This is a genomic window from Caproiciproducens galactitolivorans (assembly GCF_004768785.1).
Classification (GTDB): domain Bacteria; phylum Bacillota; class Clostridia; order Oscillospirales; family Acutalibacteraceae; genus Caproiciproducens; species Caproiciproducens galactitolivorans.
The window spans coordinates 52,908-73,441 of sequence record NZ_SRMQ01000004.1; the positions used below are offsets into that span (position 1 = coordinate 52,908).

The 20,534-nt window shown below is 51.3% G+C and carries 20 protein-coding genes and 1 riboswitch; of the genes, 12 read left to right on the forward strand and 8 right to left on the reverse strand.

The window, feature by feature from the left end:
- Window positions 1-3: 3 nt before the first annotated feature.
- On the forward strand, window positions 4-270 hold the full coding sequence (locus tag CAGA_RS05965) for a (2Fe-2S) ferredoxin domain-containing protein (RefSeq protein ID WP_135658900.1): 267 nt from the start codon (window positions 4-6) through the stop codon (window positions 268-270).
- Between the two features lie 762 nt (window positions 271-1,032).
- Here the strand turns inward: CAGA_RS05965 and thiT are convergent.
- The 3 genes from thiT to CAGA_RS05980 all read right to left on the reverse strand — a co-directional run bounded on the left by thiT (window position 1,033) and on the right by CAGA_RS05980 (window position 2,947).
- Window positions 1,033-1,602, reverse strand: coding sequence for an energy-coupled thiamine transporter ThiT (thiT, locus tag CAGA_RS05970; protein WP_135658901.1), 570 nt, complete (start codon window positions 1,600-1,602; stop codon window positions 1,033-1,035).
- A gap of 79 nt (window positions 1,603-1,681) precedes the next feature.
- Window positions 1,682-1,793: riboswitch (TPP riboswitch) on the reverse strand.
- Between the two features lie 94 nt (window positions 1,794-1,887).
- Window positions 1,888-2,547 (reverse strand): HAD hydrolase-like protein, encoded by a 660-nt coding sequence (locus tag CAGA_RS05975; protein WP_135658904.1) that lies wholly within the window; start codon window positions 2,545-2,547, stop codon window positions 1,888-1,890.
- A 16-nt stretch (window positions 2,548-2,563) separates the two neighbouring features.
- Complete coding sequence (locus CAGA_RS05980) at window positions 2,564-2,947, reverse strand: thioesterase family protein (protein ID WP_135658907.1); 384 nt, start codon at window positions 2,945-2,947, stop codon at window positions 2,564-2,566.
- 270 nt (window positions 2,948-3,217) lie between these two features.
- Here CAGA_RS05980 and CAGA_RS05985 point away from each other — a divergent pair, with 270 nt between their 5' ends.
- The 4 genes from CAGA_RS05985 to rbr all read left to right on the forward strand — a co-directional run bounded on the left by CAGA_RS05985 (window position 3,218) and on the right by rbr (window position 8,073).
- Window positions 3,218-3,994: a heparan-alpha-glucosaminide N-acetyltransferase gene (locus tag CAGA_RS05985; RefSeq protein ID WP_135658910.1), complete on the forward strand. Its 777-nt coding sequence runs from the start codon at window positions 3,218-3,220 to the stop codon at window positions 3,992-3,994.
- Between the two features lie 28 nt (window positions 3,995-4,022).
- Window positions 4,023-6,167 (forward strand): Tex family protein, encoded by a 2,145-nt coding sequence (locus CAGA_RS05990; protein WP_135658913.1) that lies wholly within the window; start codon window positions 4,023-4,025, stop codon window positions 6,165-6,167.
- A gap of 90 nt (window positions 6,168-6,257) precedes the next feature.
- Window positions 6,258-7,352: a redox-regulated ATPase YchF gene (gene ychF / locus CAGA_RS05995; RefSeq protein WP_135658916.1), complete on the forward strand. Its 1,095-nt coding sequence runs from the start codon at window positions 6,258-6,260 to the stop codon at window positions 7,350-7,352.
- 184 nt (window positions 7,353-7,536) lie between these two features.
- A complete protein-coding gene (rbr, locus tag CAGA_RS06000; RefSeq protein WP_135658919.1) occupies window positions 7,537-8,073 on the forward strand; it encodes a rubrerythrin in 537 nt (178 codons plus the stop codon).
- A gap of 66 nt (window positions 8,074-8,139) precedes the next feature.
- On the opposite strand, the gene CAGA_RS06005 is transcribed toward rbr, so the two are convergent.
- Entirely contained in the window at window positions 8,140-9,084 is a 945-nt protein-coding gene (locus CAGA_RS06005) for a sugar-binding transcriptional regulator (RefSeq protein ID WP_135658922.1), read from the reverse strand.
- 209 nt (window positions 9,085-9,293) lie between these two features.
- On the opposite strand from CAGA_RS06005, the gene CAGA_RS06010 reads away from it, so the two are divergent.
- From CAGA_RS06010 to CAGA_RS06035, 6 genes are all read left to right on the forward strand, one after another.
- On the forward strand, window positions 9,294-9,794 hold the full coding sequence (locus CAGA_RS06010; RefSeq protein ID WP_135658926.1) for a nitroreductase family protein: 501 nt from the start codon (window positions 9,294-9,296) through the stop codon (window positions 9,792-9,794).
- A 217-nt stretch (window positions 9,795-10,011) separates the two neighbouring features.
- Window positions 10,012-11,568, forward strand: a complete 1,557-nt coding sequence (locus CAGA_RS06015) for an amidohydrolase (RefSeq protein WP_135658929.1) — start codon at window positions 10,012-10,014, stop codon at window positions 11,566-11,568.
- A gap of 12 nt (window positions 11,569-11,580) precedes the next feature.
- A complete protein-coding gene (locus CAGA_RS06020; RefSeq protein ID WP_135658932.1) occupies window positions 11,581-12,417 on the forward strand; it encodes a sugar phosphate isomerase/epimerase family protein in 837 nt (278 codons plus the stop codon).
- 17 nt (window positions 12,418-12,434) lie between these two features.
- Complete coding sequence (locus CAGA_RS06025) at window positions 12,435-13,268, forward strand: sugar phosphate isomerase/epimerase family protein (RefSeq protein ID WP_135658935.1); 834 nt, start codon at window positions 12,435-12,437, stop codon at window positions 13,266-13,268.
- 36 nt (window positions 13,269-13,304) lie between these two features.
- On the forward strand, window positions 13,305-14,273 hold the full coding sequence (locus CAGA_RS06030; protein WP_135658938.1) for an SIS domain-containing protein: 969 nt from the start codon (window positions 13,305-13,307) through the stop codon (window positions 14,271-14,273).
- Window positions 14,274-14,359: 86 nt separating this feature from the next.
- Window positions 14,360-15,220 (forward strand): PfkB family carbohydrate kinase, encoded by an 861-nt coding sequence (locus CAGA_RS06035; RefSeq protein ID WP_135658940.1) that lies wholly within the window; start codon window positions 14,360-14,362, stop codon window positions 15,218-15,220.
- 275 nt (window positions 15,221-15,495) lie between these two features.
- Here CAGA_RS06035 and CAGA_RS06040 read toward each other — a convergent pair whose 3' ends face one another.
- From CAGA_RS06040 to CAGA_RS06055, 4 genes are read right to left on the reverse strand one after another with little or no spacing between them, the layout of a single operon-like run.
- On the reverse strand, window positions 15,496-15,981 hold the full coding sequence (locus CAGA_RS06040) for a hypothetical protein (RefSeq protein ID WP_135658943.1): 486 nt from the start codon (window positions 15,979-15,981) through the stop codon (window positions 15,496-15,498).
- Between the two features lie 2 nt (window positions 15,982-15,983).
- Complete coding sequence (locus CAGA_RS06045) at window positions 15,984-16,796, reverse strand: HAD-IIB family hydrolase (RefSeq protein ID WP_167875172.1); 813 nt, start codon at window positions 16,794-16,796, stop codon at window positions 15,984-15,986.
- An 11-nt stretch (window positions 16,797-16,807) separates the two neighbouring features.
- On the reverse strand, window positions 16,808-18,322 hold the full coding sequence (locus CAGA_RS06050; RefSeq protein ID WP_135658949.1) for an FGGY-family carbohydrate kinase: 1,515 nt from the start codon (window positions 18,320-18,322) through the stop codon (window positions 16,808-16,810).
- A gap of 14 nt (window positions 18,323-18,336) precedes the next feature.
- The gene (locus CAGA_RS06055) at window positions 18,337-19,155 is read right to left on the reverse strand and encodes a BtpA/SgcQ family protein (protein WP_135658952.1); all 819 of its coding nucleotides are present in this window, start codon (window positions 19,153-19,155) and stop codon (window positions 18,337-18,339) included.
- Between the two features lie 359 nt (window positions 19,156-19,514).
- On the opposite strand from CAGA_RS06055, the gene CAGA_RS06060 reads away from it, so the two are divergent.
- On the forward strand, window positions 19,515-20,237 hold the full coding sequence (locus CAGA_RS06060) for a GntR family transcriptional regulator (RefSeq protein WP_243112958.1): 723 nt from the start codon (window positions 19,515-19,517) through the stop codon (window positions 20,235-20,237).
- Window positions 20,238-20,534: the final 297 nt, after the last annotated feature.

Below are 20,534 nucleotides of genomic sequence, written 5' to 3' on the forward strand. Positions count from 1 at the left end.
GCTATGACCATACGCGTTTGCGTCGGAACCTCCTGCCATTTGAAGGGCAGTTATAATGTCATCGCTGTTTTTCAGCAGTTAATCGAGAAGTATAAGTTGTATGACAAAGTAAAAGTGAAAGCGGCCTTCTGCATGGGTAAATGCGGCGGTGAGGGTGTGTGCGTAAGCATCGACAGGGGCCAGCCGCAAAGCGTTACCGGCAGTACCGCCAAGGCTTTCTTTGAGGATAACGTACTTCCGGAATTCCATAAGAAAAAAGCAAACAGCTAAAAACAAAGGGCGCGGGGACAAACCCCCGCGCCCTTTCCGTATCTTCATCTATCGGAAATTCCGATCATGCTTGGGCAATTGGTATTTCTCCGAACTAAAGAAAAATATAACAAATGTTATCTTATTAAGCCAGAAAGGCTTTTCCCTTAATAAATTATTAGGGAAAAAGCCTTTTCTTATTGATTGTCTTCATTTTCGGAATTCCTATTGGGAATTTAACAATAAATTACTTTGAATTCTTATTATTATAATTATTCAATGCCTTACCCAACTTAAACCCATAAAAATAATTGTAATATAAACCAAAATTCTCAAAAAAGACTCTATTACTGCTATTGCAGGTAATAACATAAAACTCCCCATCATCTTTAACTCCTTTTATATTAATACTCAATTACAGCATATTTTCTATTGAGAATAAAAATGAATTTGTCAACTGGAATTCTGCACTTCCTATGATTTGAACGTCAATGAAAACCTGTAAGAAAGCATGTACACGAAAGGTAGTTGGGGATACCCGGGAGTGCTGGGGGATTGTTTTGAACCCTCTCGACGGGAATTGTGAATTCCCCTGCGAGGACTTTGCATACTTTCGTCCGATACCGAAAGTAAGGGCCCTTCCAGCCTGAGGGTAAACTAAATTATTACCGGATTCTAAAAATTAAAAAGAGCTTAATCTCGTTTTTCCTACAAGCATGAGAAGCAAGGAAACCCAATTGTCGTTAATCACGACAATTGGGTTTCCTTATATAAAAATACTGGCTATGCTCTTGACGGGGTGCGGTGTTCTACGCGGTCGAGCGCCTTAATCAGGATGACGGCGACCACAGCGGTGAGAATCCCTTCGGGGAGCATGTAGCTTCCGTTGTATGTAAGGGAGTAGAGCCAGACCGGCATATCCTTCGGCGCGTAGTCCTGCCAGATAAGGATTCCCGAAGCGAAGCTGCACAGGAACCGCAGGAATGTTACGACGGCTGCGCCGACAGCGACGCTGACGGAACGGTTCTTAAACGGCTTGCCGAAGAACGCCGCGATTCCCAGTACGGTGAACGCAAGGACGTAGTCTAAGAGCACAACGCCGGCGAAAGCGGCAAAGCTGTTTGCCGGCGGCGGATTGAATTTGATCAGCATTTGCAAAAGGCTGTGCACGAACGCGGTGCCGGCGCCCCATTTTAGCCCGTGGCGGTAAGAAACCAGAACCAGCGGCACCAAGCTTCCGCAGGTAACCGAGCCGCCCTGCGGCATTTCGTAAATTTTGAACATGCTCAGTACGGTCGACATGGCGATCATCAGAGCGCATTCGACGAGAATCAAGGTATTGCTCTTTTTCATAATTACCCTCCGAAAATTGTAAATTTTGAACCGAAAAACAATACCCGGGAAATAAAAAACGCTCCACGGATTCCGCTGGAGCGTTAAAAAGCAAATTTCCTACGCTGGCATTATCCAGATCAGGTTTAAGGGTCAAAAACGTCGATTCGCTTTCTCTCAGCCGAGGTTACTCAGCGCCCCTGTGTATTCAGTTCAATAATATATATTACAGAAAAGGCATTGATTTGTCAAGTGTTTTTGTGAATAAAATGACAAAGTTCCGCCGGGCGCGGCAAATTTCGCGCTTTAATCAGGAATCAGGAGGAGTTCTTTCAGCTCCGCAAGGTTGTGTGCGAAAACCCTGCCGCCCTTTTCTTCCATTTCCTCTTTTGTTCCAAAGCCGTATAGCACGCCGATAAAATGGGTGCCGGCCCTCTGCGCGCCTTCAATGTCGAAGTGTGTGTCGCCGATCATAACGGCGTTTTCGGCCTTTACTCCGCAGTGCTTCAGGCACGATTCCAGCAGCACGTATTTTTCACCGCTGTGTTCTGATTCATTGGGGCAGGCGATATAGGAAAAATAAGGCGAAAGCTTAAAATAATCCAGAACGCGGTAAGCAATAGGGTCGGGCTTGGAGGTTGCCACAGCCATCGTTGCGCCTGCGCTTTTCAGTTCCTCCAGAAGTTCCATAATGCCGGGATAGGGGGTGTTTTGGAACGCGCCGGTCGTGTGGTAGACTTCGCGGTAATAAACGCTGGCCTTTTCCGCCTGTTCCGGCGTCATGCCGCAGAATTTAACGTAACCGTAATAAAGCGGTGGTCCGATAAACTTGCGGAGCACCTGATGGCTGGGAACCGGGAGCCCCATTTTTTCAAGGGAGTACTTAACGCAGGAGGTGATGCCCGGTTCGGAATCGGTGAGGGTGCCGTCCAAATCAAATAAGATTAAATCGTATGCTGGTTTCATTTGATCAACCCTTCTTTTATTGATTTTTTCTGTTTTCTGCTTTTTCCTCAAAACGATCCTTTTTCACGCTTACCCGCTCGTGCGTGCCGGTTGCAATCAGCCCGGCGTTGTCGTAGGCTTCCAGCTTGAAACGGTATATGCGCCCGTCGATTTCCGTCAGCTCGGCGGTAACGCTTACCTTGCAGCCGAGAGCAGTAGGGGCAAGATGCTCAACGGTAATGACAGAGCCCACAGTAGTGTAAGGTTCTTCCAGGTTTTTTTGCGCCAGCTCGGCTGCCGTCCCTTCAAAAAAGGCGGCAACCATCGGAGTGGCAAGCACGCGCACGCTTCCGCTGCCGAAATTGACGGCAAGCATCTCTTCCTTGACGGTGTATTCGCGGGTCAATTTTGTCTCTTTCATTGAAATTGCCTCCTGTATCATGATATAATAAATGATAAACGAATGGAAATAGCCGGAAGGAACCGGACTTTGTCTTTAGTATAACATACTCTGTCGGATTAATAAATAGAAAACAATAACCGGAGGGCAGCCTGCTGGCTAAATTCCGAAATGGCAAAATTTCCAAAACGTCGGTTGCGGGTTTGCTGCTCCGGTTGCGGCGCTTGCTGCCCTGTTTGTACGATTTTTGACGCCTGACGGCTTTTTGATATTTTACTGGGAGGGGAACGGATGCCTCAAACTTCGGGCGCTGGCCGCGGGCGCATTCATTTGATGGACGAGCTGCGCGGCTTTGCGGTTTTCTGCATGGTCTTCTATCATGGCTTTTACACGCTGGCCTTTCTTTATAACAGCAAAGCGGGCATGTTTCTGCTCGACTTTTTTATGCCCGCAGAACCCTATTACGCCGGACTGTTTATGCTGATTTCCGGTATTTCCTCGAACCTTTCACATTCGAATCTTCTGCGCGGTATAAAGCTCCTCGGCGTGGCGCTCGCGGTTACGCTGATTACCTGGCTTGTGGTGCCGGAAGAAGTGATTGTGTTCGGCATCCTGCATTTTTTATCGGTCTGCATGATTTTGTACGGCCTGTTAAAGCCCCTTGCCGACCGTTTCCGCTTTTCGTGGGTTGCGGTTGCGGCCTGTGCGGTGCTTTACGTCTGCACCATGGGGATTTCCAGCGGATACCTTGGCATTTCGCCACAGATTGGCGTATCGCTCCCGCAGTCGCTTTATCAGACAAACTGGCTCGCGCCGCTTGGAATTTACAGCAGTACGTTCCGAAGCGCGGACTATTTTGGGCTGTTCCCGTGGATTTTCGTATTCGCGGCGGGTACGTTCCTTGGCAAGCTGGCCGTGCAGGGACGTTTCCCCGCGTTCTTTTATCCGTCGCGCGTCCCGTTCTTTTCGTGGCTTGGGCGGCACGCCCTTATCATTTATATTGTCCATCAGCCGGTGATTTACGGCGTATGCTACGCCGTTTCCGCTGTCGTAAAATGGATACAGTAAAGCATTTTGATCTTTTCGGAGGGATTTCATGGATTTTGTTTCAATATTGGCGCAGCAGTTCCAACTGCAGCAGTGGCAGGTGCAGAAGGTGATTGAGCTGATCGACGAGGGGAACACCATCCCCTTTATCGCGCGTTACCGCAAGGAGGCACACGGTTCGCTCGACGACCAGATGCTCCGGAACATAGCGGAACGGCTGGAATACCTGCGTTCGCTGGAAAAGCGGAGGGAGGAAGTAACCGGGTTGATTACCGCCGCCGACTGCATGACGGACGAAATCGCCGCCGCCCTTGCCGCCGCGGAAACGCTTTCGGAAATTGACGATATTTACCGCCCGTTCCGCCCGAAGCGGAAAACCCGCGCGTCCGTTGCGAAGGCGAAGGGGCTGGAACCCCTTGCAGACGCGATTTTCGAGCAGAAACCGGATTCGCCCTACCCGATCGATCTGGCGGAAGGCTATGTGAACGCCGAGCTTGGCGTAGAAACCCCGGAGGACGCGCTTGCGGGCGCGCTCGATATTATTGCGGAGCGCATTTCCGACGACGCGGGCGTGCGCAAGCGCCTGCGCGTGGTCGCCATGGCGCAGGGGGATGTGGTTTCCAAGGCCGCGAACCCGGACGAGGATTCTGTTTACGCCCAGTACTACGATTTCCGCGAGCCATGCAGAAAAATTGCCGGCCACCGCGTGCTTGCCATTGACCGCGGCGAGCGCGAGGGCTTTTTGAAAGTGACGATCGATCTGGACCGCACGCGCGGGCTTCATATTGTGGAATCCACCTTCGTAAAAGAAAACAGCCCCTGCTCCGAAGCCGTCGGGCAGGCGGGGGAAGACGCTTACGACCGGCTGATTTTCCCGTCCATCGAGCGGGAAATCCGCAATTCGCTGACCGAAGCTGCGGACGAAGCGGCAATCAAAGTTTTCTCCGTAAACCTGCGCCAGCTTTTAATGCAGCCGCCGGTGAAGAACCGCGTCGTGATGGGGCTTGATCCTGGCTACCGGACGGGTTGCAAGGTGGCGGTGGTTGACCCGACGGGCCGGGTGCTGGATACGGGCGTGATTTATCCGACCCATTCCGAGAAAAAAGTGCAGGAAGCAAAGCAGATCATCTCCGATATGATTAAAAAGCATAAGGTGGAGGTGATCGCCATCGGCAACGGAACGGCTTCCCGGGAAACCGAACTGTTTACCGCCGACCTGATAAAGGAACTGCATGGCGGCGTTGCCTACATGGTCGTCAGCGAAGCGGGCGCCTCCGTTTACTCCGCGAGCAAGCTTGCGGCGCAGGAGTTCCCGGAATACGACGTCACCCTGCGCAGCGCGGTTTCGATTGCGCGCCGTTTGCAGGATCCGCTTGCCGAGCTGGTAAAAATCGACCCGAAGGCGATCGGCGTGGGGCAGTACCAGCATGATATGCCGAAGAAACAGCTTGACGAGGCGCTTGGCGGCGTGGTCGAGGATTGCGTAAACACGGTGGGCGTGGATTTAAATACCGCTTCGCCGTCCCTTCTGGAAAAGGTGGCGGGCATTTCCGCTGCGGTGTCGAAAAATATTGTCGCCTACCGCGAGGAAAACGGCGCCTTCCATTCGCGCGGGGAACTGAAGAAAGTGCCGAAGCTGGGGCCCAAGACCTTCGAGCAGTGCGCGGGTTTCTTGCGCGTAAGCGAAAGCGAGAATATACTGGATAATACCGCAGTCCATCCGGAATCGTACGACGCGGCGAAAGCCTTGCTTTCCCTTTGCGACTACGATATGGACAGCGTGAAAAAGAATCGTATTGGCGAGCTGAAAGAGCGCGTGATGAAAATTGGGGAGGAAACCGCCGCCCAGAAGCTGGGCATTGGTCTGCCGACGCTCCGGGATATTGTAACGGAGCTTCTGCGCCCCGGCCGCGACCCGCGCGACGAGCTGCCCGCCCCGATCCTCCGCACCGACGTGCTGAGCATGGAGGATTTGAAGCCCGGCATGGAATTGAACGGGACGGTGCGCAACGTTATCGATTTCGGCGCGTTTGTCGATATCGGAGTGCATCAGGACGGCCTTGTGCATATCTCGCAGATCTGCGACAAATTCATTAAGCATCCGGGTGAGGTGCTGAAGGTCGGCGATGTGGTTAAGGTGCGCGTGCTTTCCGTTGACATGGCGAAAAAGCGCATTGCCCTTACGATGAAATAGGATGTGCAAAAAGATTAAGTCGCTTTTTTATATTTGCTCCGAAGCGGAGCACTAAATCAAGGAAGAAAGAAATAAAAGAGGGAAACAATCATGAAGCTTGGTATCGTAGGCTTGCCGAACGTAGGCAAGAGTACCCTTTTCAACGCAATTACCAACGCGGGCGCGCAGTCTGCAAACTATCCGTTCTGTACCATTGAGCCGAACGTGGGCGTGGTGGCGGTTCCGGACAAACGGCTGGACAAGCTTGCGGAGATGTACAACCCGGAAAAATATACGCCCGCAACGATTGAATTTATGGACATTGCCGGCCTGGTGCGCGGCGCAAGCAAGGGCGAGGGGCTGGGTAATAAGTTCCTTGCGAATATCCGCGAGTCCGACGCGATCGTCCACGTTGTTCGCTGCTTTGACAACGACGATATTATCCATGTGGAGGGTAGCGTCGACCCGAAGCGCGACATTGAAACAATTAATCTGGAACTGATCCTGTCCGACTTGGAGGTGCTGGACCGCCGCATCGAGAAAACGCAGAAAATGATGAAGGCGGACAAGAAGTACCAGGCTGAATATGATTTCTTCCTCCGCGTAAAAGAGGCGCTGAACGCCGGGAAATCCGCGCGCAGCGTGGAATGTACCGAAGAGGAGGCAGAGCTTCTCGGCTCCGTTTCCCTTTTGACCAACAAGCCTGTGATTTACGCCGCCAATGTGAGTGAGGACGACTTCAAGGGCGGCATTGAAAAGAATCCGTATTTTAAAACCGTAAAGGAAATTGCCGACAGCGAGCACGCCGGCGTTCTGCCGATCTGCGCGCAGATTGAGGCGGAGATCAGCAGCATGGACAAGGACGAGAAGGAGCTGTTCCTTGCGGACATGGGGCTAAAAGAGTCTGGGCTGGACCGCCTGATCAAGGCCTGTTATGATTTGCTTGGCCTGATTTCGTACCTGACCGCCGGTCCGCAGGAGGTTCGCGCGTGGACGATCAAAAAGGGCACGAAAGCGCCGCAGGCTGCCGGGAAAATCCATACGGATTTCGAGCGCGGCTTCATCCGGGCAGAAGTGGTTTCCTTCAACGACCTGATGGCCTGCGGAAGCATTACCGCTGCCAAGGAAAAAGGTTTGGTTCGCAGCGAAGGCAAGGAATACGTTATGAAGGACGGGGACGTTGTCCTGTTCCGGTTTAACGTATAATTTGTAGCGGACGTAAAGCTTGAGGATGTGGGGCTCCTCAACCTCCAAAAATTTTATACGGGGGAAGTTTTTTATAAATTTGTAAAATTTTACAATTGTTAGATTGAAGCACAGGAAAATTTATGTATAATATCTTTAGGGATACACAGGCTAAATAATAAAAAGACTGAAGGAGGAAAATGAGATGGAGTTAGGCAGCAAAACAGAAGCGAATCTGATGGCCGCGTTCGCAGGTGAATCACAGGCGAGAAACAAGTACACCTTCTACGCTTCCAAGGCAAAAAAAGAAGGCTACGAGCAAATTGCGGCGATTTTTGAAGAAACCGCCAACAACGAGAAGGAACATGCAAAGCTGTGGTTCAAATTACTGCAGGGCGGGGAAATCGGCCCTACGCTGAAGAACCTTGAGGATGGCGCTGCGGGCGAAAATTACGAGTGGACATCCATGTACAAGGAATTCGCCGATGTAGCCGAGGAGGAAGGCTTTACGGAAATCGCGAAGACCATGCGCCTGATCGCGGAAGTGGAAAAGTCCCACGAAGAACGTTACCGCAAGCTGATCCAGAATATGAAGGACGACATCGTATTCAAGGCGGGCGAGGAAACCATTTGGGTTTGCCGCAACTGCGGTTACATCCATGTGGGCAAAAACGCTCCGGAGAAGTGCCCTGCCTGCAAGCATCCGCAGTCTTATTTTGAGCGCAAGGCGACAAACTATTAATTTTTTGAAGTCTTGCATAAAAAAGGCCTTCCCGGACGCTTCGGGAGGGCCTTTGCTATCGAAAAATTATTCTGCCTGTGCCAGTTCAAGCACTTTTTTTGCCAGTTTCTCGTCAACGACCAAGGTGTTGATATAGCCGCCGCGCACAGCCGCCAGCACAGCTTCCGCTTTAAACTCCGCCGCGCTGATACCGATCGACCAGTGCGCCGCACGCATTGCTTCGAGCGGTGCGCTGATCGCAAACCTGCCGTTTAAGGGGATTTCGTTTCCGTACCGGTCAATCGGATGGGCAAGAAGCTGCCCGACCGCCCCTTTTTCGATCAGCTCCAGCCGGTCCCGTTCGGTAAGGTAGCCGGCTTTGCGCAAGGTGGAGTTGGAATCGAGCGATCCGATTCCGGTCAGGATAATATCGGTGTGCATCGCCTTTTTCAGCGTGGCGCTGATTTGCGGCTCCGCCACAAGGTAGGAATAGACCACTTCGCTTTCCACGTAAATCGGGGCATAAATATTGGAATAAGTTCCGCCTAGCTTTTTCGATATGCGAAGAGCCAGCTCCAAACCGTCCAGCTTGGGGTTGCCGGTGGCAAGGCAGCCCACCATCTGCACGACGTTTACATTGTAATAGTCCTTCGTTTCAATCAGATCGCAGAGGATTTTCAAGGCGGAACCCCATGTGATTCCAACGGTTGTGTTGTTTTCCATAATGGTGCTGAAAAGCTGGTTTGCCGCTTCGCAGCAGCGGCTCAATCCCCTTTCGTAATCGTAATTGCCGCTTACCACAACCGCTTCACGCAAGCCGAGGTTTACGCGAAGGCTGTGGGAAAGGGCGGCGTTCTTGCGAATGGGGCTATGTACAATCACTTCTACCACGCCGCTTTCCTTGGCTTCATCCAGAAGGCGGGAAACGGTGGGGCGCGAGGTGCCTAAAATATCAGCAATGGCGCTTTGGTTCAAGTCCTGCTCATAGTACAGTTCTGAAACCCGGACCAATAAATCCATTTTTTTGTCCATTTCAATTTTTTGCTCCTTTTCGACGCGATTTTGTGGAATTTTATGTAAGAATTATAACACAAAGATGGAAATTTCGGAACAAGAAATTGAAAAAAAGTCCTTTTTGTTCGGGGATGGAAGCGGAACGGAAATCCGCGGGAACTTCCCAGCTTCGTAGACGGAAACAAGTGGAGGGGCCCTATTTTCAATAAAGTCTGGAGGTAGTTTTAATGAACGCGATTTTAGAGAGAAGAAGTATCCGGAAGTATACGGGCGAAAAAGTTAGCGACGCGTTGGTCGAAGACCTTCTGCGGGCGGCGATGGCCGCTCCCTCTGGCGGGAATGAACAGCCGTGGGAGTTTATTGTTGTGCGGGATAAAGGGATACGGGAGAAAATCACCGAGATTCATCCTTATTCTCAAATGCTTCCCGGCGCGGATTTGGCGATCATCGTTTGCGGGGATGTTTCCAGGGAAAAATATAAGGGCCTTTGGGTGCAGGACTGCGCCGCGGCAACGGAAAACATCCTGATTACCGCACAGGAAAAGGGCCTTGGGGCGGTATGGCTCGGCGTTTACCCGGAAAAAGACCGGATGGACGGTCTTGAAAAGCTGCTGGGTTTGCCCAACGGTGTTTATCCGTTTTCCATTGTGTCTGTCGGTTACCCAGCCGAGCACAAGGAACCGGCGGACCGCTTCGATAAAGCGAGAATCCACTACAACAAATGGTAATAAAAAACACAAATATACCAGTTGTTGAATTGTAGTTGGTTTAAAAGCGCGCAAGCGTTGGAACGGCTTGCGTGCTTTTTTTATACACTTTCGCGGTGGACAATCATCAAACTCCACAAAAAATCATTCTAGAATTTGTCAATCTACGACTTGTAATATAACGTTATAGTATGATATAGTATGTTACAGTAACAATGATGAAAGAGCGGTGGATTTTATGCAAGCTGAAAGAGAAGAGTTCCTTGTATTGCTGTCGAAGAATATTTTTACAGCAGCCGAGGGAAAGCCGTTGGATGGATTCCTTGTGGTCAAGGGAAACCGCATTTGTGCAGTCGGTCCCCGCAGTAAAGCGGAAAGCTGGGTCAAACAGGCCAAGCGTGTGATCGACGTTGGCAAGCGGGTGGTCACTCCGGGCTTTGTGGACAACCATACCTTTTTTTCGGGTTATGTCCTGCGCAGCATAGGAGTCGATTTTACCGGAATCCGCTCCGATGTGGAAGGAATCGCCGCGATTAAGGAATATCGGAAAACCCGCCCGGCCGACAAACCGGTTTTCGGGCATTGCTGGGAAGCAGAGGGCTTCCAGTACAGCGGGGAGGATCTGCTCAGTAAGGAATTCCCGGATCTTCCGGTTGTGATCTTTACGTTTGACCGCGACACCTGCTGGATGAATCAGGCGGCGCGCGACAAATACGGCTTTACGCCGGAAGAATGCTACGCCGAAAAGCTCTACCGCATGATGCCCGAATATTTAACCGAGGAGGGCATCGAGCAGAAGTATCTGGACTACATCCAAATGCTGAACGAACGCGGCGTTACTACCATCAAGGAAATGAGCTTCGACACGTACTACGGCTTTACCGATGTGATGGAACGGCTGGAAAAGGATGACCGCCTGAATATGCGCGTCGCCTTTATGTCGCAGCCGGTCGGCGAAGGCATCAACATTGCCTACGGCGAAGCGATGCGTGAAAAATTCAAGGGGGATTTTGTCCGCTTTGAAGGGTTTAACCGCATGACCGACCGCGGGATCGCCCGCTTTTTGGGCGAGCTGATTGAGCCGTACGCCTCCAAGCCGGACACAACCTGCCTTGTGCCGGTGGAATGGGAACTGATTGAGAAGGAAACGCTGGAAGCGGACCGGCACGGTTTCCGTTTCTCCCTGCACTGCCAGGGCGACGGGGCTGTGCGGCATACGGTCGATCTGTATGAGAAATGCGAAAAGGTAAACGGCAGGCTCAAAAACCGTCACGCCATTACCGACCTGGAATACACCCATCCCGCCGATTTGGAGCGCATGGGCAGGCTGGGCGTGATTGCGGAGGTTTACCCGCAGATTCAGTCGCTGGATAAGAAGCAGGATATTATGGATATGATTGAGACCCAGCTTGGCGGGGACCGCGGCAAAAACTACTGGAACCGCCGCAAAATGTGGGACAGCGGCGTATGCGTAACCTGCGGCACAGACCTGCCGCTGCTGATTCCCGATATTCCGGAATCCATTTACTGCGCGGTCGGCGGGTACTTCAAGGATGGCGAAAGCTTCAACCGCCAGAATATGCTCACCGTTACCGAGCTTCTTACGGCGTGGACAAGGAACGGGCAGTACAATTGCTACAATGAGGACCGGCTCGGCACGCTGGAAGCCGGGAAGCTGGCGGATATTGCCGTTCTGGACGCGGATGTTTTCCACACCCCTGTTGAAAAGTTACGAGATGTGAAGGTTTGCCTTACGATTTCGGACGGACGCATTGTACACAATACATTAAGGTAAGGGGGATTTGTCGTGGCTCATTTAAGGCGGGAACAGGTAGCGGGCAAGAATACCCATTATGTCTATTATTCGCTGGACTATTTCCTCGACGCGCAGCAGCGGGCGGGCTTTAAAACCATTGAACTGCTGGGCGCCGCGCCGCATTTTTTAATTGACTACACCGGGTTTCAGGACACCGCCGAGGTACGTGAAAAATTGGAGAGCCGCGGCATGAAAATCGGCATTTTTACCCCGGAATGCGCGGCGTACCATTATCTTTTGTGCTCGCCTGACCCGGACTTCCACAAAAGGAGCATGCAGTACTTTCAGCAGGGCATAAAGGCCGCAGGGATGCTTGGGGCGAAAATTATGCTTATGAACTGCATTGGCGGCACCTGGGACGAAGCCCCCGGCGCCACCTACGAGCGCGCGGTGAAAAGCTTGAAGGAGCTTGGCCCGGTGGCTGCAGAAAACAATGTGACGATTGCGGTAGAAACGGTTTGCCCGGAGGAATCGAAAATCATTACAACGCTTCCGGAACTGGAGCGGCTTTATAAAGATGTGGGCCACCCCAATGTAAAAATTGCGCTGGATACGGTTGCCATGGGGGTTGCGGGGGAAACGCCCCGCCAGTGGTTTGAAACCTTCGGCAAAGAGATCGTGCACTGCCATTTTGTTGACGGGAGGCCGTACGGTCACCTTGTCTGGGGCGACGGTCTTTACCCGATGGATCGCTACATTCAGGTGCTGAACGATTTTGGCTATGAGGGGTACCTCGGGCAGGAAATAACCGACGGGCAGTATTTTGCGGATCCTGCGTCGGCAGATTTGCGGAATTTCAAGGCTTTTGAACCGTATTTTATCGATTGAAAAGGGGGAGGACCGGTTTGGCAACGATTCGGCGTGAACAGGTAGCAGGTATGAATATCCACTATATTCATTATTCTTTGGATTATTTTCTTGATGCGCAGCAGCGCGCCGGCTTCAAAACCATTGAGCTTTGGTGCGCCGCGCCGCATTTCTGGCTGGATCATATGACGTACTCCGACACAAAAGCGGTCGGCAGAAAGATAAAAGATCGCGGTCTGAGCGTACAGGTGCTCACCCCGGAAAACTGTACCTATCCCTATCAGTTTGCTGCCAAGGAGCCTGCCCACAGGGAGCGCAGCTTTGGCTATTTTGCAAACGGAATCCGCGCGGCCGCGGAATTGGGGTGCCGGTTTATGGAGGTAAACTCCGGTTGGGGCTATTGGAACGAGGAAAAGGAAGAGGCGTGGAAGCGCTCGCGGGAAATGCTGTGCCGCCTGGCGGACGTCGCCGGCCGGGAGGGTGTTACGCTGGTCATGGAATCCCTTCGCCCCGAGGAATCCCAGCTTGTAATTAATTTGGAAAGCGCGAAGCGGATGTTCGACGAGGTAAACCACCCGAACTTTAAAGTGATGGTGGATACCTGCGCCATGGGGGTTGCGGGCGAAACGTTGGAGGACTGGTTTCAGGTGTTTGGGGACAACATTCAGCATATGCATTTTGTCGACGGCGAGCCGTACGGACACCTTGTCTGGGGCGACGGGAAGCACCACCTCGGCAAGTTTATCCAGACCCTGAACGATTACCATTATGAGTGCTATCTTGGGCAGGAAATTACGGACAGCCGTTATTTTGCGGACCCCGCCGCGCATGATCTGCGCAATATGCACAACTTTGAAAGATACATGGATTGATTCGAATTCTATATTAATACTATTGGAGGAAATGAAATGAACGCAAAAAATGTTATTGCAGATGTGTTAAAGGAGAAAGGCCGGATTAAGCAGGTGTACTGGGTAGCCTGCGGCGGCTCCTTAATCGATTTGTATCCGGCGCATTTTATGTTGAACGCGGAGTCCGAAACCGTGGAGTCCGGCTGGTACACCAGCAAGGAGTTCCTGGTTCTCCCCCCGAAAAAGCTCAGCAAAGACAGCCTTGTTGTCGCCTGCTCGCATTCGGGCAATACGAAGGAAACCGTGGAGGCCGCCGTTTTGGCAAAAGAGCGCGGCGCGGCGGTGATCACCCTGACCGATAAGGCCGGTTCCGCCTGCGACAGGCCCGATTTTATCTCCTGGGTGTATCCGTGGGGCGAAGGCGTTTCCGTAAGCGAAACCCCCGGCTGCATTTCACTTGCATTGGCAAGCGAGCTGCTCGCCGCGCAGGAGGGCTTCGCGAAGGAGGATAAGGTAGCGGACGCGATTTCGAAGATGGACGAAATCATCAAGGGCGCTGTCGCCAAGGTGAACAGCGGAATGACGCAGGAATTTGCGGAAAAATACGGCGAGGAGCCTTTCTTCTATATCCTGGGCAGCGGTGCCGCTTTTTCACAGACCTATGGCTTTTCCATCTGCTCCCTTATGGAAATGCAGTGGAAGAACTGTGCGTACCTGCACTCCGGGGAATACTTCCATGGCCCGTTTGAGTGTACGGAAAACGGCGTGTTCTATTTCCTGCAAAAGTCAGCCGGAAAATGCCGCGTAATGGATCAGCGCGCCGAGGACTTCCTGAAAACCCATACGGACAAGCTGATGGTTCTGGATGCGCTGGAACTAGGTATGGACAAAATCAACCCGGAGGTGGTAGATTACTTCAACCCGATTCTGTTCTACGCGATGAACTGCGAATTCCGCGAGGCTTTGGCGAAGAAACACAACCATCCGGTGGACACCCGCCGCTACATGGGGATTGTGGCTTACTGATTTTAAAGAATCTGCCCGGGATTTGCCGCGCGAAATCCACAGGGCATTCCATAAACTATTAGACGCGCGGAGAAAAGGTGGTAAAAATGGCGGAATATAATGTTAAGGTTCTTGGCTTCGGCGACAATGTCGTCGATAAATATGAGCATATCAAAACGATGTACCCCGGCGGAAACGCCGTAAACTTTGCGGTTTACGCAAAAATGTTCGGCGCCCGGCGCAGTGCGTATATGGGCTATTTCGGCGACGACAAGGAAGCGGAGCATGTGATCGAATCCCTTCGGCAGGAGGGAATCGAAACGGTGAAATGCAAACAGCTTGTCGGTGAAAACGGCTGTGCCCGCGTTACCGTTATCAACAATGACCGCGTGTTCTTAGGTTCCAACGAGGGCGGTATCCGTGGAGAAACGCTGTATGTGCTCGACCGCTTCGACCTGGAATACATCCGGGGGTTCGACTTGGTGCACAGCGGAAATTACTGCTTCACCGAGCGTCAGCTCCATAAAATTAAAGAGGCGGGGGTTCCGCTCTCCTTCGATTTTTCGGATGACTCTACGCCGGAATACTATGCGCAGGTTGCCCCGTTGGTGGATTATGCGTTCATGTCCTGCAGCGAAATGTCTGAGGAAGCCATTCAGGAGCATTTGAAAAAGGTGACCGGCTACGGCGTGAAAATCGCGGTTGCCAGCCGCGGCTCCGAAGGCTGTATTGCATACGACGGAAGCCGCTTCTATGTGCAGCGTGCCATTCCCGTAGAGAAAATGGTTGACACAATGGGCGCGGGCGACAGCCTGCTCACCTCCTTCCTTGTCAGCTATATGGAAAAGGTGAAAGAGGGAAAAGCAGGCCAAGATGCGATCGCGGAGTGCCTTGAAAAAGCCGCCGGATTTGCTTCCAAGGTTTGCGGCATGGCCGGAGCATGGGGCCATGGGAAAAAATACGAATAAACCGCAAGAAAGACGAAATTGGCTTGCCAGTTTTAAGGAAGATGCAGAGAGGGCCGGCATCCTGTCCAAAAGGATGCCGGCCTTTGTGCGGGCAAAAAATTCTGACGGTGTGCCTTGCGGGTTCGAAAAGAGCCCGGCAAGGGAATAAATTTTACAAAGAGTATAGAAGCTGTCGCACTTTGCAAATAGCAAAATAGAAAGCTCACAAAAGGATCCCCCGGCACAAGTTGCCGGGGGACTTTTGCGAATGGAGGAAATCTTCCGTGTTTTCTGTTTTATACCTTGTGGGGCGTGTTAAATTTATACTCGGAAAGAGTCTGGACGCGCTTTCCGTCCGCCTGGAATTTTTCCAGCATTTTTTGTTTCAGCAGAGCGCTTGCCGTTTCTTCGCGGTCTTCGCCCCAGTCGAGGATGCGGGGGATTTCTTTCTTACTAAAAAAACGCTGCATGAATTTGCGCGCCAGAACCAGCAGAATCCGAACGAGGGCTGTGGCCGCAACCACGAAGGAAAGGATTCCCCAGATGTTGGAAAATCCATTTTGGGCTACCTTAAACCAGAGCAGCTCCAAAAAAAGATACAGGCCCAGCCCGGAAAAATCACCGCTCAGTTTTTTATTGACACAGCCCGCACAAACATAATTGCTGTAAAGGCAGTCGTCGAATACCAAGCGTCCGGTGTCCGGCTGTTCGGCGCAGGGGGTTCCCACATGGATTTTTCCTTTGTTTTCGGTTTCTTTTCCGCAAATTACGCAATATCCCATTTTTATACCTCATCGTTCTTTTTCGGTGGAAGTTCCTCAATGAAACGGAGATGTACAAGCGCATGGTAAACGCCTTCCTCCCGGATGGTTCCGGTCACCATGGCGGCAATATCCGCAAGCGCCCGCGGGGCGTTTCCCATGGCGACGGCGATTCCTACGTTTTGGAACATGGCGCAGTCGTTCAGGCTGTCCCCGAAGGCGACCGCGTTCTTGGGCTGCGCGTGGTAATGCTCGAGAACCCGCGCAATGGCGGAGCCCTTGTCGCGCCCCTTGCGGACGCATTCGCAGAAAGTTCCGTTTTCATTGGGATAAAGGTCGTAATACCGTTCCAGAAAGCCTTTTATGGGGTCCAACTCTGCGGCGCTTGCCACATGCAGGGTGAATTTTTCAATATCCTGCGTGGTTTCCAGTTGCTCCATACGGCAGATGGCTGGCAAGGGGTTTTCCCAGCACAGCGGAACCCCGCCTTTTACAATATACATCTGATCCGTACCTTCCAAAACGCCGGAGATGTTGTGCGAAAGCATTCTGGATACCGTTTCCCGAAGCAGAATAGGGGGAATGGAGCGTTGGAACAGGGTTTTCTCTTTCAGGGTAATATTGGCGCCGGCGCCGGAAATAATCCCGTGAAAACCGATCGATGTAATCGCGGGATACACGTCGCACAGGGTGCGCCCGGTGCAGACAAAGATGCGGTGCCCCTGAAGGCGAAGCTGCCGCAGGGCATATTTGGTCATGATCGAGGGGGCGCGGTCGTTTTCCGCGATAGTGCCGTCAATATCAAAGAAGAAATATTTTTTCGGAATCGGTATCACTTCCTTTATCTTTATAAGGAATGCATCAGCTCTTTCGTTGAAATATACAGGGCATCAAAAATTTTGCGGTGCTTTTGGTAAACCGCATGGTTTTCCATGTTCGGGTGGATTTCCATAGCAGGCTTGACCACAGCTTCAAGCTCGCCCCAGCTTTGGTAGGCACCTACAGCGAGGGCCGCCATAATGGCGTCGCCGTATGAAGCGCCGAAGGTGATGCTGGATGTGCAGACCGTTCTGCCGAGGATGTCCGCCACGATTTGCAGCCAGACCGGATTTTTGGTTCCGCCGCCGACCGCCATGATCTTTTTGACGGGTAGGTTGTTTTCCTCTAAAATATCAAAATGCTGAGCGATGGAGTAGCCGATGCCTTCCAGCGCGGATTTGTACAGGTGCGACCGGGTGTGACCCAGGTTAAGCCCGAAGAACATCCCCTTTGCGAACGGGTCGTTCAGGGGCGTCCGTTCCCCCGCAAAATAGGGGAGGGTGATCAGCCCGTCGCTGCCCGCGGGTATTTTCTCAATATCTTTTGCCATTGCGGCGAATGCGTTCTCGCCGCCTGCCGCCTGCGCCGCAGCCAGGTCGGAATACAGGTTGTCGCGGAACCATTTCGTCAGGGTGCCCGCAGTATTGGTTCCGGCGCAGACGCTGTACGTGCCCGGGATGATAAAGGTGCCCGGCCAGACCCGGTTGTCCTGGATCAGCTTATCCGCAAGATAAACAAAATAGCAGGAGGAACCGAGCTGAACCATAATATCCCCCGGCTGGAACACCCCGGTGCTAATCGCCTCCGCGCCGGAGTCCCCGGTGCCGACCAGCACGCTGGTGCCTTCCTGCAGGCCGGTTTCGGCCGCCGCCTGCGCGGTGATGCCGCCGGCAATCTCGGTTGCCGTCATAACTTCCGCCAGCTGGGATGGCTTGCAGAACATGCCGCACATCGCTTCGTTTACTGTATCGTTTTTCAGGTCGTAAAGCGGGGCGAAGTCCTCCGCAAGATATTTGTCGATGCAGTACCGCCCAGTCAGCTTTGCCGTGATATAGGACGAGGCGGTCAGGAATTTATACGTTTTCGCGTAAACATGGGGAAGATTATTTTTAATCCACAGGATTTTCGGGGAAATATCGGAGGAGCATATCGGGTGGCCGAAAACAGTTTCCGCGTTCTCCCCATAGTACTCGTTCAGGTAATCGATTTCCTTGTGGCTTCTGGAATCGATGCCGTACAAAATCGCTTTGCACAAAGGCTTGCAGTTTTCGTCCACGGGTAGGCAGTCGCACCCTAGCGCGCTGATCCCAAGGCAGGCGATTTTGGAGGGCGAAATCCCCGATTCCTCCAGAAGTGCGCGGCTTACGCTGCAAACATCGCCCCACCAGACCTTTTCCGCGTCGTGTTCAAAATAGTTTGGCTGAGGGTTTTCAATATCGTGTGTTTTCGACTGGTATGCAACCACTTTGCAGTTCTCGTCAATCAGCACGCCCTTTGTCTCGTTGGTGCCCACGTCAATTCCCATGAAAAATTGAGAGCTCATTTTCATCCTCTTTTCTATTCTAAGCCGTTCCGGAACGCACGTACTTTTTCCATGAATTCAGAAACGCGGTTTACGTCAATTTTTCCATCAAATTTCCCGTTTTCCTTGAATGTCGTGCCGACATAGGAGCCGTCCGCAATACGCAGCACGGATTCTACGTTGGAAAGATTGCACCCCGTTCCGCAGAATACCGGAGTTTCGCCCGCGGCGGCCTTTATCTCTGCAAGCAAAGACGTTTCGGGACCGCTTCCTGCCATTCCGCCCGCAACCACAAGGCAGTCCGGCGCGCAGTTGAAGATCATGGTTTTTGTAATGCTGGCAAGATCCCTGTCGTTTAAATAGACTTCGCCCTCTCCGTTAATAAAATACGTCAGGCGTAGTTTGTCCAGCCGGAGCGCGCTTTTCAGCCGTATCGTTTCGCCGATGTCGCGGTCAATCACGCCAAGGTCGCCCACCCAACCGCCGGTGAACATACAGCGAGTAAACTGGGCGTCCGTTGCGGCGCAAAGCTCGATGGTTGCATCGGGGTCGTAAATCGCTTCCGCGCCGTAGGGGATCCGGAAATCGTCCGAAAGCGCGCCAATCACCCTCCCCATTGCCGCCAGCGTGACGGCGGAAACCTTTTTCTGGTACGGCAAGCTGAATTCATTGGTGATAAGAACGCCGTCCACGCCGCCGTCCTGCAGGGCCTTTAAATCCGACCGGGCCTGTTGGATAACCTTATCCATTGAGCTGTTGTTTATGTAGAACGAAGGATCACCGGGAAGTGCCCTTAAATGCAGCAGCCCGATAATCGGCTTTTCTGTATGGAATAGATCCTTTATCCAGGACATTTTTGTACCTCCAAGTTATCAAACGGTATGACGTAATAATACGACATATTCAATGCCAAGAAAATTGCTCATCCTGCGGAAAGCAAAACGAGCATACGAACGACAATTATACCTACTATTCTACGATTACAATCATACTATAACATATGCTAATGGGGAATACAATTATAAATTTTGTACAATTTATCAGTTTGATTTAATCTATTGTAACGAAATTTAGACTTTCTATCCACTTTTTCAGGGGATAATTTTCTTAATGAATTAAAAATCTATTGTAAAGAAACGAAATATGTAATATAATAAATATAAGTTGAATTAGAACGTTATTTTATTGAAAAAGGTTTGAAAGGACAAATTCTATGGGTCTTTCTTTAAATATGGAGTCACAAACTCCCCTGTATCAGCAGCTAATGGAGGAAATAAAGCGAAAAATTGACATCGGCGAATTCCGCTACGGCGATAAGATTCCCAGCGAGCCGGAGTTTATGAATATGTATTCCATCAGCCGGATTACCGTGCGCAAGGCGGTGGAGGAGCTTGTTACGGAAGGCTACCTTGTGAAAAAGCAGGGGAAGGGTACTTTTGTAAACAAGCCAAAGCTCAAGCGTAAAATCGAAAATGTTTTGAGCTTTAAAAACGCCTGCATTGCCTGTGGCATGAAACCTTCCCACACCCTGGTGGACCGGAAGATCATTAACCCCGGTGTGGATGAAAAGAATTTTTTAAACCATGGAAGCAACGATAAAATTATATTTACGCAGAGGGTGCTGTCGGCGGACGGCGACCCCATTATGCTCGAAAACAATTATTTCCCCATTAAGGGCTTTGAATTTTTACTGGAAGAAAAGCTCGACAGCTCTTTGTATACGCTTTTGAACAGCAAGGGGATTTATCCCGCGGGTTCGGAAACCTGTACGCTGGAGCTGGTGCGCGCGACCGCTTATACAGCTAAGCTGCTCCATGTTTCGCTTGGCGAGCCACTTTTTTACATGATTGCCAACATTACGGATAGCAATAACCGCCCGGTGCATATTGGAAGGCAGTATATTGTCGGTAGCCGGTATATATTCAATCTTCCTTGATCTATACAAATACATACGATGGCAGCATCCCTTGCAGCATCTCTTCAAGGGATGCTGCTTTTTTCTTATAAATAAAAACGCCCGGCTGCGGACTCAAAAAGGCGTATTGAAAGGAAAAATCAAAAAATTCCTCAGGTTATTCTTGTGCGGAAACACAACTGAAAAATATGACGAAAAAATGAACAAATTTTTTAAGGAATCCACAAATCTGTTAAATACTATTGACAATGGGTGTGAAAATTGCTAATCTCTATATGACGATGTATTACGACATATGACATGCTAATACGATTACAG